The following is a 14,337-nucleotide window of genomic DNA, read 5'->3' on the forward strand; positions in this document are numbered from 1 at the left end:
GGGATCAGAGCGCCTCTGCCCAGAGGTCGTACTCGTCGGCGTCCGTGACCCGCACCCAGACCTTGTCGCCTGGCTTGAGGGGATTGGCGCTATCGACATAGACGTTGCCGTCGATTTCCGGGGCATCGGCGTAGGAGCGGCCGATGGCGCCTTGCTCGTCCACCTCGTCGATCAGCACCTCGATCTCGCGACCGATCTTGAGCTGCAGGCGCGCGGCGGAGATGGCCTGTTGGTGCGCCATGAAACGCTCCCAACGCTCCTGCTTGACCTCGTCCGGAACGGCTTCCAGACCCAGCTCGTTGGCCGGCGCGCCCTCGACCGGCGAATACTGGAAGCAGCCGACGCGATCCAGCTGGGCTTCGGTGAGCCAGTCCAGCAGGTACTGGAAGTCTTCCTCGGTCTCGCCGGGGAAGCCGACGATGAAGGTGGAGCGGATGGTCAGCTCCGGGCAGATCTCCCGCCAGCGCTTGATGCGCGCCAGGGTCTTGTCTTCGAACGCCGGGCGCTTCATGGACTTGAGCACCTTGGGGCTGGCGTGCTGGAAGGGGATGTCCAGATAGGGCAGCAGCTTGCCGGCGGCCATCAGCGGAATGACGTCGTCGACGTTGGGGTAGGGGTAGACATAGTGCAGGCGCACCCAGACCCCCATGCCCGACAGCGCCTCGCAGAGTTCCAGCATGCGCGTCTTGACCGGTTGGCCGTTCCAGAAGTCCAGTTTGTACTTGAGATCGACGCCGTAGGCGCTGGTGTCTTGGGAGATCACCAGCAGCTCCTTCACGCCCGCCTTGACCAGCCGCTCGGCCTCGGACAGCACGTCACCCACCGGGCGGCTGACCAGCCTGCCGCGCATGGAGGGGATGATGCAGAAGCTGCAGCTGTGGTTGCAGCCCTCGGAGATCTTCAGATAGGCATAGTGGCGCGGGGTCAGCTTGATGCCCTGGGGCGGGACCAGGTCGATCAGCGGATTGTGCTCCAGCTGCGGCGGCACCACCTCGTGGACGGCGCTGACCACCTGCTCGTACTGCTGCGGACCGGTCACCGCCAGCACGCTGGGGTGCACGCCGCGGATGTTGCCCTCGTCGACGCCCATGCACCCGGTGACGATCACCTTGCCGTTCTCGGCGATGGCCTCGCCGATGGCGTCCAGGGACTCGGCCTTGGCGCTGTCGATGAAACCGCAGGTGTTGACCACCACCACGTCGGCGTCTTCATAGGTCGGCACGATCTCGTAGCCTTCCATGCGCAGCTGGGTAAGGATGCGTTCGGAGTCGACGGTGGCCTTGGGACAGCCGAGGCTGACGAAACCGACCTTGGGGGCGGACGTTTGGATGGACATGGGCTAACCTCGGCGGGCGCTCAGGAGGCGCCTTGATCAAAAAACGCGCGATTCTAGCCATCTCTGCCGCTGCTTGGAAGGGGTACGCCGGTCCTGGCGACCGCACAGAGCTTTTTGCCGACCAGAGAGTCTATGGTCCTTGAAGCGCTGCGCCGAGAGGTTGCCCACGCCACGCTACCGGCCTTTTCAACTTGATCCTGACGCCGCTTCGGCGCAGGATGCGCCGATTTTAGACTCTAGGAGCCCTGCATGAGCCGTCCGGAACACGAGCACGGTGGTAAAGCCCCTTCGGCCTTGGGAATGATCGTGCTCGCCACCGGCGTGGTATACGGCGACATCGGTACCAGTCCTCTCTATACCCTCAAGGAAGTCTTCTCGCCGCACTATGGCCTGGCGCTGAACCACGACAGCGTGCTCGGCATCCTGTCGCTGATCTTCTGGTCGCTCATCTGGGTCGTCACCCTCAAGTACATCACCTTCGTCATGCGCGCCGACAACCAGGGCGAGGGCGGCATCATGGCCCTCACCGCCCTGGCCCGTCGCGCCGCTCAGGGCTCGCCGCGCCTCGCCACCACCCTGGTGTTGCTCGGCCTGTTCGGCGCCGCGCTCTTCTATGGCGACAGCATGATCACCCCGGCGGTCTCGGTGTTGTCGGCGGTGGAGGGGCTGGAACTGGCCTTCGACGGTCTGGAGGCCTGGGTCGTGCCCATCGCCCTGGTGATCCTGGTCGGCATCTTCGCCATCCAGAAGCGCGGCACCGCCACCATCGGCAAGTTCTTCGGCCCGGTGATGGTGCTCTGGTTCACCACCCTGGGCGCCCTGGGCGTCTATGGCATCGTCCAGCAGCCTGAGGTGCTCAAGGCCTTCAATCCCTATTGGGCAGTGGAGTTCTTTGCCGCCAATCCGGTGAAGGGTTTCATCGTCCTGGGCGCGGCCGTGCTGGCCCTGACCGGGGCCGAGGCACTCTATGCCGACATGGGCCACTTCGGGCGCAAACCCATCGCCCGGGCCTGGCTGCTGCTGGTGCTGCCGGGGCTGGTGCTCAACTACTTCGGTCAGGGCGCACTGCTGCTCGCCGATCCCTCGGCGGTCCGTAATCCCTTCTATCTGCTGGCCCCGGAATGGCTGCTGCTGCCGATGATCGGGCTGTCGACCCTGGCCACCGTCATCGCCTCCCAGGCGGTGATCACCGGCGCCTTCTCCATGACCCGCCAAGCTATCCAGCTGGGCTATATTCCGCGCATGCAGATCCAGCACACCTCCAGCCAGGAGCAGGGGCAGATCTACATCCCGCTGATGAACTGGGCGCTGATGCTGGGGGTGATCTTCCTGATCCTGACCTTCCAGTCCTCGGCCAACCTGGCCGAGGCCTATGGCGTGGCCGTGACCGGCACCATGCTGATCACCAGCTGCCTGGTGTCGGCGGTGATCCTCTTGCTGTGGAAATGGCCGCGCTGGATCATGGTGCCGTTGCTGATCGGCTTCCTGCTGGTGGACGTCCTGTACTTCTCGGCCAATGCGCCGAAGATCTTTTCCGGCGGCTCCTTCCCGGTGATCGCCGGTATCGTCATCTTCATCCTGCTGACCACCTGGAAGCGGGGCCGGCAACTGGTGGTGGAGCGCCTGGACGACGGCGCGCTGCCATTGCCGATCTTTATCAGTAGCATCCGTGCCCAACCGCCATTCCGCGCCAAGGGCACCGCGGTGTTCCTCACCGCCCGGACCGACGTGGTCCCCCATGCCATGCTGCACAATCTGCTGCACAACCAGGTGCTGCACGAGCAGGTGGTGCTGCTCACGGTGCGCTACGAGGATCGCCCGCGGGTATCGCGTGGCGAGCGCATGGAGGTCGAGGACTTCGGCGACGGCTTCTATCGCGTGGTGCTGCACTACGGCTTCATGGACGAGCCGGACATCCCCCTGGCCTTGAGCCACTGCCCTTATCCAGGCCTGGATTTCACCCCGATGCGCACCACCTACTTCCTCAGCCGGGAAACGGTGATCGCCTCCAAGCGCCTAGGCATGGCGCCCTGGCGCGAGAATCTCTTCGTCTTCCTGATGAAGAACGCCAACGGCAACCTGAGATTCTTCAAGCTGCCGGTGAACCGGGTGATCGAGTTGGGCACCCAGGTCGAGATCTAGCCGAGCGCAGAAAGAACAAAGGCCCCAGCAGGGGCCTTTTCTTTGCCTAGTTGAATACCGACGGCGGTAGGGCGTCAGGATCGGTGATGAAGGGCATCTGCCAGCTGTCGAGGGTCTGGCCGCGGCCTTCCAGCTCGCTGCGCACCGTGCCTATGTAGCCAGCCAGGCGCAGCGGATCGCTGTAGTCCGTCTCGCTGAGTTGTTCTTCGGTGTAGAGCGTCTTGCCCTGGGCATCCACCACGCCCAGCGCCAGGTCATGGCCATCCGCGCCGGACGATACCACGCAGCCGAGGGGTTGGAAGGCATCCACCAGGATCTTGCTGGCGGCGTCGGCGGAAAGCGGTGTGCTCATGACAGAGGTCTCCGTGGCTGTTGCAGCCATAGACCGTTGGAGACTGCCCCCTTGTTCCGGCCGTTCGTCCGGGACCCAAGCCAGTCCAAAGTCTGCTGCGCGTCGGCTAAGCGGCGTTGAAGATGGCTTCGGAATGCTCATTTACCAATCGTAAACTCCGCTTCCTCAGCCATCTTCGCCTTGCTTAGCTCTAGCTCGCTAGACTTTGAACAGGCTTCAAGCCCGGTCTATCTGGTGGCTATTGCGGCGTACGGGCCTCGATGGCCTTGACCATGAAGTCGGCCAGCTTGTCGTAGTTCTCGTCGAAGTGATGACCGCCCGGGCGGGCCAGCTTCTCACCCGGTTGACCCGGCTGGGTGCAACCACTGTCGTCCTTCTCTTCCTCGCCATAGACGCAGAACAGCTTGGCGGGGGGAATCCTGCTGGTTTCCGGCAGGGTATCGGCCTCATCGCCCGGTTTGCCGAGCCAGCCTTCCACGGCGATCTCGAAATTGCTCTTGCGGCTGAAGGCCAGCAACAGCAGCGAGGTCACCTGGTCCTGATCCGCCTTGGGCAGCCGGTTGTAGACCGCCGGGAGAATGTCGGCGCCAAAGGAGTAGCCGGCCAGGACGAAGTGCTTGGCGTTCCACTTCTCGCGGTATTCCTGCATCAGGTTGGCGAGATCGGCGGCGACCTGCTCGGGACTCTTGTGCTGCCAGAAGTAGCGCAGGGAATCCACGCCCACGACCGGATAACCCGCTTCGTTCATGGCCTGGGCCGAGAGACGGTCGATGTCGCGCCAGCCGCCGTCACCGGAATAGAAGATGGTCACCACGTCGGGGTGGCCGGGTTTGACGTCTGGATCGGCCGGCATCTCGATGGTCGGGATGTCGTTGTGCTGGCCCAGCAGACGATTCTTGAGCTGGGTGCGCAGGACCACCGGCAGGGCGGTGCCGTAGTCGGCGATGGTCAGATCGGCGTTGCTCTGCTGGCGCACGAAGATGGCCGAATCGTCGGTCGGATGATCGTTCCAGGCGATGTGCCATTGACCCGCGGCTGCCTTGGCCGGCAGGGCGTCCGGGCAATCCAGGGTTTCCAGGTTGAAGCCGACGCTCAGGGCCGCGGCCTTCGGATTGTCCTGGGTGGTCAGCCAGCGCCAGGCGCGGGCGGCGCCTGGGCCGATGCCGCCGACGAAGGTTGGGGCGCCACTCAGCTGCTTGGCCGCGTTGGCGAAGTCATCGCTCTGCGCCTGGCAGCCATTGGATACCCTGACCTCGTACTGGACGATCTCGGCGCCGGTGTTGGTGGCCAGGCCCAGCAGATCGGCATCCGCCAGCTGCAGGTCCGACGGCGTGGCCAGCACCACGCGAGCATGGGGCTCGCCCTTGGGCGCTGCCATGGTCAGCAGACGACCATCCGGCTGCTCCAGGACCTTGACCTGGGGCGCCGACGGCCAACGATGGAGCCACCACCAGCCCAGGCCCCCCGCGATCAGCAGGATGACGAGCAGTACTGCGAGTGCACGTTTCAGCATAGGAGTCTCAACGTTTGACCAGGCCGGTGTAACCTCCGGCGATTAGGGCGGCGGTGTCGGCGAAGGCGACCAGGGGATCCAGGCCGGCGGGCACCGCCATGTAGCGCGGCTCCCACTCCGGATCGAACTTGTCCTTGAAGCGGCGCAGGCCCTGGAAGTTATAGAACTGTTCACCGCGTCTGAACACCATGGCGCCCAGGCGTTGGGTGATGGGGGCGCCACGGCGGGGATGCAGGCCGGCCAGCGGGACCATGCCCAGCGAGAAGCGGGCGAAGCCGGCGGCCTTGAAGTGCAGGATCAGCCCGAGCATGAGGAATTCCATGGTCTGCTTGGGCGCATCCGCGGTGACCCGCATCAGGTCGATGCTGGCCAGATCCGGGCGTTCGGTTTCCAGCAGGTTGGCGAAGGCCACCGCCTTGCCCTGGAAGCGCACCACGGCGATGCGGAAGTGCTGGAGATAGGCGGGGTCGAAACGACCCAGGGAAAAGCCTTTCTCGCGCACCTGCTTGCTTTCCAGCCAGACGTCGGAGATCGCCTTGAGTTCGTCCAGTGGCGCCTCGCCCGGGGCATGGAATTCGATGGCCAGGCCATCGCGCTGGCCACGATTCCAAGTGTATCTCAGGTCCTTCTTGCCCTTGCTGTCGAGATCGAAGGCGTGCAGGTCCACGCGCGCCTCTTCGCCGAGCTTGAGCGCGGTGAGTCCGATGTCCATATAGAAGGGTAGATTTTCGGCGCGCACCTGATAGAACACCGGTCGGGCATGGTGCAGGTCGCAGAGATCACGAAACTTCCAGATCAGCTCGGCGCGCGGCTGGGAGCGGCCGATGGGATCGAAGAGGGCGATCAGGCTGCGGCCCCGCCGTCCGTACATCAGGAAGGCATCGTCGCTTTCATGGAAGAGCAGGGCCTTGTCACCGGTCATCACCAGACCGCCATCCGGCTGACTGGATTTGCGCACGATACCGAAGGCGCGCTCGAGCTCGGCGTTGGTCGGGGCTTCGATGGGCGGCGGCGCGGCGCGCAGCAGCCAGCCCAGGGCAATGATCAGCAGCAGGACCGAACTGCCCAGGGCGGCACGCAGGCCGCGTGGCGCATCGGCGTCCAGGGCGAATTGCCACCAGAGACGGGTATCGTAGGGCACGTCCTGGTAGGCGAACAGCAGCAACCACACCGAGGCCGCGACCACGCAGATGCTGGCGGTCACGTACAGCGGCGAGAAGGGTTGCTCCATCAGCCGGCTGCGGCGATAGAAGGATTTGCGGAAGGTGGCGAGCAGCGCCGCCGTCAGCGCCAGGATGGAGGCTTCCTCCCAGTCGAAACCTTTCAACAGGGACAGCAGGGAACCGAGCAGCAGCAAGACCAAGGTCACCGCCCAAGCCGCGGACAGGCGCCGGCGCAATCCCTGCGCCAGCAATAGACAGACGACGCCGATCAGGCTCGCGCCCAGGTGGGAGGCATCGATCAACCGCTGGGGCAGCAGGAAATCCATGCCCTCCAGACGGGTGTCTATTTCAGGGGTGACCCCAGAAAAAAGCAGGACCACCCCAGAAAAAAAAACCAGGATGGCGAGGATGGGTGCCGCGAGTCCCGAGGCGACCCGTACCGCAGGACTGTTCGACAGCAGGCGCCGGCCTTCGCTGAACAGCAGCACCAGACAGGCGATCACGAACGGCAGCAGCACATAGAACAGCCGGTAGACCACCAGCGCCGCGGCGAGCTGAGCGGCACCCAGTTCGTTGGCGAAGGCTGCCAGCAGCACCGCTTCGAACACGCCGACGCCGCCCGGGACGTGGCTGAGCACGCCCGCGGCCAGCGCCAGCAGATAGACCAGCAGGAAGGCACCGAAGGGCGGAGCCGTCGGCAGCAGCAGATAGAGCACCATCGACGCGGCGGTCACGTCGAGGATGGTGATCACCAGTTGCAGCGCGGACAGCCGCAGGGTCGGCAGGCGCAGGGCGCGTTTGCCGATGCGGAAATGCAGGGCATGGGCGCAGGGCTGCTCAGGTGCTCGCCAGCGACGCAGCGCCAGGATGCCGATCGCATAGCCGATCAGGATCACGGCGGACGCGGTAACGATCACCGCTTCCGGTACGCGCAGGGCCTGGGTGGAGGCGGGCAGGTTGGTCAGCGCGGCGATGGCGGCCAGTGGCGGCAGGGCGGTGCCCAGCGCCAGACTGGAAAACACCGTCATCCGCGCCACTTCCAGGGCGCTGAGGCCCTGGCGGGCATAGAGGCGATAGCGTACCGAGCCGCCGGACAACATGGAGAGCCCGACCGCGTTGCCGATGGCGAAGGCGGTGAGGCCGCCCATGGTCCAGGCGCGGGCCGGCAGCTTGACGTCGGCGAAGCGCATGGCCGACCACTCGTAACCGAGCAGGATGGTGAAGCCGGCCGCGGCGGCGATCAGGGCGCCGATCAGGGATGAATGTGGGATATCGTGAAGGGCATCGTGGAGCGCCTCGCCATCGATGCTGCTCAGCAGATGCCAGCAGACCACCAGCGCGGCGGCGAACAACACCAGGGTCACACCCAATTCGATGGGTTGTCGATAGGCCGTCAACCGCTCCAGCAGGCGCCAGGGCAGCGCTTGAGGGGGCGAAACAGGATGGTCCGCAGGGGATGCCGGCTTCGAGGAGACCTCTTTGGCTGGATCAGGTGCAGTCATGCAAACTCCTCTAGACAGGAACGCGCGTCAGATTACTGGTCGCGCGCGGTTTGCCAAGCCTTGTACAGATAAAAAAGCTCTATACCAACCTTTGTAGCTCGCGTAGCTACAGAGTTCGCACCGCTGTGATCTGACCCCGGTCAAATTCAGCGCAAAAAAAAACCACTCAAGAGAGTGGTTTTTTCGAATTTGGTTGCGGGAGCTGGATTTGAACCAACGACCTTCGGGTTATGAGCCCGACGAGCTACCAGACTGCTCCATCCCGCGTCCGATGTGGCTCAGTATAGGGCCAAGAAAAAATTCGTCAAGGAAAAATTTAATATTCTTCAAAGGCTTATTTAGTCAGGCAGGGTCGAGGTCACTTGTCGCCGTCGCTCTTCTGCATCTGGACCGAGGCCTTTTCACCACTGGAGCGATTCTGCTGATCAGACTGATCGCGATCGAAGCAGCCGCCGAGCGCCAGGGTGACGAGCAGGGCGGAGGATAACAATAGAGGGCGTTTCATGGGTGGTCTCCTAGATGTACGTCCTCAGTCGACCTATGAGGATGGCAAAGAGTCCGAAAAGCCGATGAGAGTCCACCGCGCTGACAAGTGAGACGGTGATAGCAAAACGCCGCTTGGTCGCTCAAGCGGGTGGTGGCCATGTGCTATCCTCGCTGGGTGTTATGGAGAACCTCATGCACCCTTCTCAGGATTCGAGTGGTCTGGACCAGCGCATCATGCGCGTGATGGAGCACGACATCGCGACGCTCGTCGCCCAGTTGTGCAATCTTTCGCTGGCGCTGACCGGCAGTAGTGCCAATGGCGCCGCCGATATGGCACTTCAAGTCGTGGAAAAAGTCGAATTGCTCGTCGACGACATGAAGACACTGCGCGTTTCCGCGCAGGCGCTGCTGGACACCACGTCCCGCCATGTTCGATCCGGCCATTTCGAAGAGCGGATCGTCATCGCCGACGACGAGAGTGCACCTTTCGACGATGGGCAACGCGACTGAACCGTTTGACCAGGAAAGTCCAAGGGGTCGCCATGAATCTCCTGCTGGAAACCTTGCTTCAGCATCTCCAGGGTCTGGGGCGTATCGAGTTCTTCGAGCGTAGTGAGCATTTCGCGCGCCTGATGATCACCACCCCGGATGGGGTCATCGCCGAGCGCCACCTCTATTACGATCAGTTGCACCATGCCCATGATCTCAAGGCGGTGGTCGACGAGCTGCGCGAAGAGGTCGTGCATCGGCAGCGCCTGCTGCAGGACGTCGGTTAACCGGCGATTCGTCGTCCGCCATGGACAAATCCGGGCGGTCTTGGCTTACTGTACGGATAATCAGCCGCAGTGCCCGGCCCGGCATCTTTCTCCATGGCTCCGGACAATTCCCCCGCCCAGCTCCCACCCAAGCGCCAGCGCAAGATCATCCATGTCGACTGTGACTGCTTCTATGCGTCCATCGAGATGCGCGATGATCCGCGCCTGGGCAACAAGCCGCTGGCGGTAGGTGGAACCCCTGATCGCCGTGGGGTGGTCGCCACCTGCAACTACGAGGCGCGGGCCTTTGGCGTGCGCTCCGCCATGTCGTCCCATCAGGCGCAAAAGCTCTGTCCCGACCTGGTCTTCGTCAAGCCGCGCTTCGACGTCTACAAGGAGGTGTCGCGGCAGATCCACGCCATCTTCCAGGACTACACCGAGCTGATCGAGCCGCTGTCCCTCGATGAGGCCTACCTGGATGTCACCCAGTGCGAGCTGTTCAATGGCAGCGCCACCCTGATCGCCCGCGACATCCGCCGCCGGGTCTGGCAGGAGTTGAACATCACGGTGTCGGCGGGCGTCGCGCCGAACAAGTTTCTCGCCAAGATCGCCAGTGACTGGAAAAAGCCCAACGGCTTGTTCGTCATCGCGCCCCATGAGGTGGACGACTTCGTCGCCGTGCTGCCGGTGGCCAAGCTGCATGGCGTCGGCAAGGTCACCGCCGACAAGCTCAAGCGCCGTGGCATCGTCCTGTGCAGCGATCTGCAGACCTGGTCGCGCTTCGATCTGCTGCGTGAATTCGGCAGCTTCGGCGAGCGCCTCTGGGCACTGGCCCATGGTATCGACGAGCGCCAGGTCAAGGTGGACAGCCAGCGGCAATCGGCCAGCGTCGAGCGCACCTATGACCGCGACCTGCCCGATGCCGCCGCCTGTGCCAAGGAGTTGCCCGAGTTGCTGGCCAAGCTCGAAGAGCGGTTGACGCGCCTGGCCGACCGCTATCGCCCGGAGCGGCCCTTCATCAAGGTCAAGTTCCACGACTTCACCCAGACCACCCTGGAACAGCAGGGCGCCGGGCGCGATCTCGACAGCTATCGGCGGCTGCTGGAGCAGGCCTATCGGCGGGGCAATCGACCGGTGCGCCTGCTCGGCGTGGGCGTGCGCCTGACCGATCTGCGCGAGGCGGCGCTGCAGTTGCGGCTGTTCGAGGACTAGCCCGCTAGAGCGGGCTCTTGGCCTGGGTGGACAGATTGACGATGGCCGCGTCCAGTTCTTCCAGCGCCGGGCTGGAGGTCGGGGCGCCCTGCTTGAGCAGGGTTTCGCTGTGCTGGCAGGCAGCGCGCAGCTGGGGCACGCCGCAATAGCGGGTAGCGCCATGCAGGCGGTGGACGCGCTCGATGAGGGCGATGCGGTCACCGTCTTCGCGGGCCTGGCGAATGGCCTGACGGTCCGCGGCCAGGGAGGCGAGCAGCATGCTCAGCAGGTCCTTGGCCAGGTCCGGCTTGTTGGCCGCCAGGCGCAGGCCTTCGTCCGCATCCATCACCGCCAGCGTGGAAATGTCCTGGCCGCCGCTGTTGAGGCTGGTGACCTCGGGCGCCGAGCTGTGCAGCAGGCGCAGGCCGGTCCATTTGAGAATGACCTGGGCCAGTTGCCGATCGCTGATGGGCTTGGTGAGGTAGTCGTCCATGCCGCTTTGCAGCAGGGCGCGTTTCTCGTTGGCCATGGCGTGGGCGGTAAGGGCGACGATGGGCACTGGGGTGCCGCCTTCGCTGGCTTCCCAGTCACGGATCGCCTCGGTGGCCTGGCGGCCATCCATGCCAGGCATCTGCACGTCCATGAACACCAGGTCGAAGCGCTCCTGCTGGACGGCTTCCACCGCCGCATAGCCGCTCTCCACCGCCGTGACCTGGGCGCCGAGATCGGTCAGCAGGGTCTCCACCAGCAGCAGGTTGGCTGGATTGTCGTCGACGCAGAGCAGGCGCGGTGGTCTGTCGGTGATGCCCAGGCCGCCACTTTCATTGCGTTGCGGACGCTGGTTGAGCAATTCCGCCACGGCCTGTTCCAGCTTGCGGCTGCAGGCCGGCTTGGAATGCAGTTGGCAATGGACGTCGGGCAGGGAGGCATGGAACACCGCCTGGTCGGTGGTCGGGCAATAGACCAGGGTGTTGCAATCCTGGCGGCCCAGTTCCCAGATGCGCTCGGTGAGCAGGTCCGGCGGAATGCTGCGCGCGCTGACGCCCAGCACCGCGAGACTGACCGGCAGCTTGCCGGAGGCCGGATGGGCGACGGCTTCGCTGAGTTGTTCCAGGGTCTCGAACGGCTCCACGCTCAGGCCGCATTCTTCCAGCTGGTGCTGCAGTGCCTGGCGGGTGAGGGGGTGGGGCTCCACCAGGCCGACGCGACGACCGGCCAGGGCGATGCGCTTGTGGCTCTCGACGCTGCCGTGGGCCTTGGGCAGGTTGAGGGTGATCCAGAATTCCGAGCCTTCGCCGGGAATGCTCTCCAGGCCGATCTCGCCCCCCATCTGCTCGATCAGGCGCTTGGAGATGACCAGGCCGAGACCGGTTCCGCCGGCCTGGCGGGTCAGGGAGTTGTCGGCCTGGGAGAAGGCCTGGAACAGCATCTGGCGGTCTTCGTCGGTCAGGCCGACCCCGGTGTCCTGGACGCTGATGCGCAACTGGGCGTGGTCGTCGGTCTCTTCCTCGACCATGGCGCGCACGGCGATGGTGCCGGAGTGGGTGAACTTGATGGCATTGCTCACCAGGTTGGTGAGCACCTGGCGCAGGCGCTGCGGATCGCCGACCAGGTGGGTCGGGGTGTCGCGATAGACCAGGCAGACCAGTTCCAGGTGCTTTTCATGGGCCGACGGCGCCAGGATGGTCAGGGTGTCCTGGATCATGTCGCGCAGGTTGAACGGCAGATTCTCCAGCACCAGCTTGCCGGCTTCGATCTTCGAGAAGTCGAGGATCTCGTTGATGATGCCCAGGAGGCTCTCGGCGGAATTCTGGATGGTGCTCAGGTAATCCTGCTGGCGCGGGGTCAGCTCGCTCTTCTGCATCAGATTGGTGAAGCCGATGATGCCGTTGAGCGGGGTGCGGATCTCGTGGCTCATGTTGGCCAGGAATTCCGACTTGATGCGGCTGGCCTCCAGCGCCGCCTTGCGCGCCAGATCCAGCTCGATGTTCTGGATCTCGATGGTTTCCAGGTTCTGGCGCACGTCCTCGGTGGCCTGATCGATGTTGTTCTGCATCTCGAACTGGGCATTTTCCATGGCTTCGGCCATGCGGTTGATGCCGGTGGCCAGTTCGTCGAATTCGGGGCTGCCGAGCTGGGTCGGCAGGCGTGTCTCCAGGCGACCCTCCTGCAGCTGGCTGACGCCCTGGGCGATCACCTGCAGCGGCCGGTTGATGCGCCGGCCCATGCGCACGGCGATGAAGGCGGTGAAGGCCAGGCCGAGCAGGATCAGCAGGAGGCCGGCCACCAGGTTGCGATAGCCGCGCAGCAGGGTGGCGTGATGGGAGAGTTCGAGCTGGATCCAGCCCAGGGTCTGGGGCGTGGCCGGGTTGCCGTCGCTGCGGGTCAGGCGCAGGTCGTGGGTCTGCACCGGCAGATTGAAGTGGGTGATGTCGAGGCCAGACCTCATGCTGATGGTCTGGTAGTCCCGCCCGGTGAGTGCCACCGTCATCGAGGGGCCCGCATGGGCGAGGACGTTGCCGTCGTCATCCAGGAAGGTGATGGCCCGGACATCGGCCTGGTCGAGGGCGCGCTGGGCGATACGGTTGAGCTGGTCGTTGTCACCGGTACGCATGGCCGGGGCAATGAGCGGGGCCATCTGCTGGGCCACCAGCTGACCGTGCTCGATGAGCTGGTTGCGCATGTCGGACAGCTGCACCCAGCTGAAATAGACCCCCAGCAGAGCCGCCATGCAGCAGGTCGGGAGGACGCTCAACAGCAGGATGCGTCCCTTGAGTCCCAATTCGTCCAGCACTGCACGTCCCCCGAGGAAATTGGCGAGTCTAACCCCTTTACCAAATGTAAAGAGAGTCTTTGCGAAAGGGGTCGCACCCCTTGGCGCGCTGATTCGAGAAAATCCGCGAAGGCTGCCACGGCTTCTGGCCGAGGTGCACAACCATTGACCCTGTCGGCGGTCTGGTAGGGACTGCCGGTCGTTCCGGTACGGTTGCGTTCGAGGAGATCCTTTGAAGAAGAGTTGCAGTCTGATGCTGGCGGGTGCCCTGTTGCTGGGGACCGGCTGGATGGTGCCGACCCAGGCCCAAGAGCCCAAGAAGACCACCCTGGTGGAGCGGGGGTCGATGTACTACAGCTTCGAGACGCACCTGCTCGACTCGGCGGATGGCAAGCGCCGCTATCGGGTCTATATCGGCATCCCCAAGCAACCGGCGCCGATGATGGGCTATCCCGCGCTCTTTCTGCTCGATGGCGATGCCGCCCTGGCACAGCTGCAGGATGTCTGGCTGTCCCCGCATAAACTGAAGAGTCCGCCGGTGCTGGTGGCCATCGGGTACGCCGATGCCGCGGACGCCATGCAGGAACGCACCTACGACTACACCCCGGCGATCGGCAGTGGGCGCAATCATGATGACGTGCGCAAGGACTGGCCAGCAGGGGGCTCGCGGGCGTTTCTCGATCTGATCGAACAACGCATCAAGCCGCTGCTGACCCAGAGCGTACCGGTGGACCCCAACCGCCAGACCCTCTGGGGCCATGGCTACGGCGGGCTGTTCGTGCTCGATACCCTTTATCGGCAGCCCCAGGCGTTCCAGCGCTATGTGGCGAGCGATGTCGCCTTTGGCTGGCAGCAGGGTTTCATCCTCAAGCGGGCGCAGGAATTCCAGGGCGTGGGGGGCGCCCGTCCGGTGCAGCTGTGGCTGTATTCCGGTACCGAGGACCTCACCCGCAAGGTCGCGCCCGAGGCCGCCAAGCGGCTGGCCGAACGGCTGGCCGGGCTGCCGGGGCTGCAGGTGACGCCGCAGGTGCGGCCCAACCTGGGGCCGGAGGGCATCCTGTCGCTGAGCCTGCCCGCCGCCCTGGAGGTGGCCAGCGACGGTGCCGCCACGCCGCGGCCTTAGC

The 14,337-nt window shown here is 64.4% G+C and carries 11 protein-coding genes and 1 tRNA gene; 5 read left to right on the top strand and 7 right to left on the bottom strand.

Features of this window, described 5'->3' with window-relative positions; translation table 11 throughout:
- Positions 1-4 precede the first annotated feature (4 nt).
- On the bottom strand, positions 5-1,330 hold the full coding sequence (gene rimO, locus NRG74_RS03585; protein WP_093252824.1) for a 30S ribosomal protein S12 methylthiotransferase RimO: 1,326 nt from the start codon (positions 1,328-1,330) through the stop codon (positions 5-7).
- A gap of 306 nt (positions 1,331-1,636) precedes the next feature.
- On the opposite strand from rimO, the gene NRG74_RS03590 reads away from it, so the two are divergent.
- Positions 1,637-3,478, top strand: a complete 1,842-nt coding sequence (locus tag NRG74_RS03590; RefSeq protein ID WP_017642214.1) for a potassium transporter Kup — start codon at positions 1,637-1,639, stop codon at positions 3,476-3,478.
- Positions 3,479-3,524: 46 nt separating this feature from the next.
- Here NRG74_RS03590 and NRG74_RS03595 read toward each other — a convergent pair whose 3' ends face one another.
- The 5 genes from NRG74_RS03595 to NRG74_RS03615 all read right to left on the bottom strand — a co-directional run bounded on the left by NRG74_RS03595 (position 3,525) and on the right by NRG74_RS03615 (position 8,513).
- Entirely contained in the window at positions 3,525-3,830 is a 306-nt protein-coding gene (locus NRG74_RS03595; protein ID WP_257705718.1) for a hypothetical protein, read from the bottom strand.
- Positions 3,831-4,068: 238 nt separating this feature from the next.
- Positions 4,069-5,343 carry a virulence factor family protein gene (locus NRG74_RS03600; RefSeq protein WP_184286963.1) on the bottom strand — a complete coding sequence of 425 codons (1,275 nt, stop codon included), beginning with the start codon at positions 5,341-5,343 and terminating at the stop codon, positions 4,069-4,071.
- Between the two features lie 7 nt (positions 5,344-5,350).
- Complete coding sequence (mprF, locus tag NRG74_RS03605; RefSeq protein ID WP_256562900.1) at positions 5,351-8,008, bottom strand: bifunctional lysylphosphatidylglycerol flippase/synthetase MprF; 2,658 nt, start codon at positions 8,006-8,008, stop codon at positions 5,351-5,353.
- A 190-nt stretch (positions 8,009-8,198) separates the two neighbouring features.
- Positions 8,199-8,275 (bottom strand) — tRNA-Met (locus NRG74_RS03610).
- Positions 8,276-8,366: 91 nt separating this feature from the next.
- Positions 8,367-8,513 carry a hypothetical protein gene (locus NRG74_RS03615; RefSeq protein WP_017642218.1) on the bottom strand — a complete coding sequence of 49 codons (147 nt, stop codon included), beginning with the start codon at positions 8,511-8,513 and terminating at the stop codon, positions 8,367-8,369.
- Positions 8,514-8,686: 173 nt separating this feature from the next.
- On the opposite strand from NRG74_RS03615, the gene NRG74_RS03620 reads away from it, so the two are divergent.
- The 3 genes from NRG74_RS03620 (at position 8,687) to dinB (ending at position 10,461) form a co-directional block, all read left to right on the top strand.
- A complete protein-coding gene (locus NRG74_RS03620; protein ID WP_017642219.1) occupies positions 8,687-9,004 on the top strand; it encodes a hypothetical protein in 318 nt (105 codons plus the stop codon).
- 32 nt (positions 9,005-9,036) lie between these two features.
- Entirely contained in the window at positions 9,037-9,270 is a 234-nt protein-coding gene (locus NRG74_RS03625) for a hypothetical protein (RefSeq protein WP_017642220.1), read from the top strand.
- A 93-nt stretch (positions 9,271-9,363) separates the two neighbouring features.
- On the top strand, positions 9,364-10,461 hold the full coding sequence (gene dinB, locus NRG74_RS03630; protein ID WP_017642221.1) for a DNA polymerase IV: 1,098 nt from the start codon (positions 9,364-9,366) through the stop codon (positions 10,459-10,461).
- Between the two features lie 4 nt (positions 10,462-10,465).
- Here dinB and NRG74_RS03635 read toward each other — a convergent pair whose 3' ends face one another.
- Positions 10,466-13,234, bottom strand: a complete 2,769-nt coding sequence (locus NRG74_RS03635) for a response regulator (protein WP_017642222.1) — start codon at positions 13,232-13,234, stop codon at positions 10,466-10,468.
- Positions 13,235-13,445: 211 nt separating this feature from the next.
- Between NRG74_RS03635 and NRG74_RS03640 the strand changes: the two genes are divergently transcribed.
- A complete protein-coding gene (locus tag NRG74_RS03640) occupies positions 13,446-14,336 on the top strand; it encodes an alpha/beta hydrolase (RefSeq protein ID WP_173148021.1) in 891 nt (296 codons plus the stop codon).
- The last annotated feature ends 1 nt before the right edge of the window (position 14,337 follow it).

Origin of the sequence: Pseudomonas oryzihabitans, assembly GCF_024652905.1 — a bacterium.
In the GTDB taxonomy this organism is placed as follows: domain Bacteria; phylum Pseudomonadota; class Gammaproteobacteria; order Pseudomonadales; family Pseudomonadaceae; genus Chryseomonas; species Chryseomonas benzopyrenica.

Bases quoted from the DNA above. Each gene is read 5' to 3' on its own strand.
- NRG74_RS03590 (WP_017642214.1), top strand. From the start codon at position 1,637: ATGATCGTGCTCGCCACCGGCGTGGTATACGGCGACATCGGTACCAGT.
- NRG74_RS03595 (WP_257705718.1), bottom strand. From the start codon at position 3,830: ATGAGCACACCGCTTTCCGCCGACGCCGCCAGCAAGATCCTGGTGGAT.
- NRG74_RS03600 (WP_184286963.1), bottom strand. From the start codon at position 5,343: ATGCTGAAACGTGCACTCGCAGTACTGCTCGTCATCCTGCTGATCGCG.
- mprF (WP_256562900.1), bottom strand. From the start codon at position 8,008: ATGACTGCACCTGATCCAGCCAAAGAGGTCTCCTCGAAGCCGGCATCC.
- NRG74_RS03615 (WP_017642218.1), bottom strand. From the start codon at position 8,513: ATGAAACGCCCTCTATTGTTATCCTCCGCCCTGCTCGTCACCCTGGCG.
- NRG74_RS03620 (WP_017642219.1), top strand. From the start codon at position 8,687: ATGCACCCTTCTCAGGATTCGAGTGGTCTGGACCAGCGCATCATGCGC.
- NRG74_RS03625 (WP_017642220.1), top strand. From the start codon at position 9,037: ATGAATCTCCTGCTGGAAACCTTGCTTCAGCATCTCCAGGGTCTGGGG.
- dinB (WP_017642221.1), top strand. From the start codon at position 9,364: ATGGCTCCGGACAATTCCCCCGCCCAGCTCCCACCCAAGCGCCAGCGC.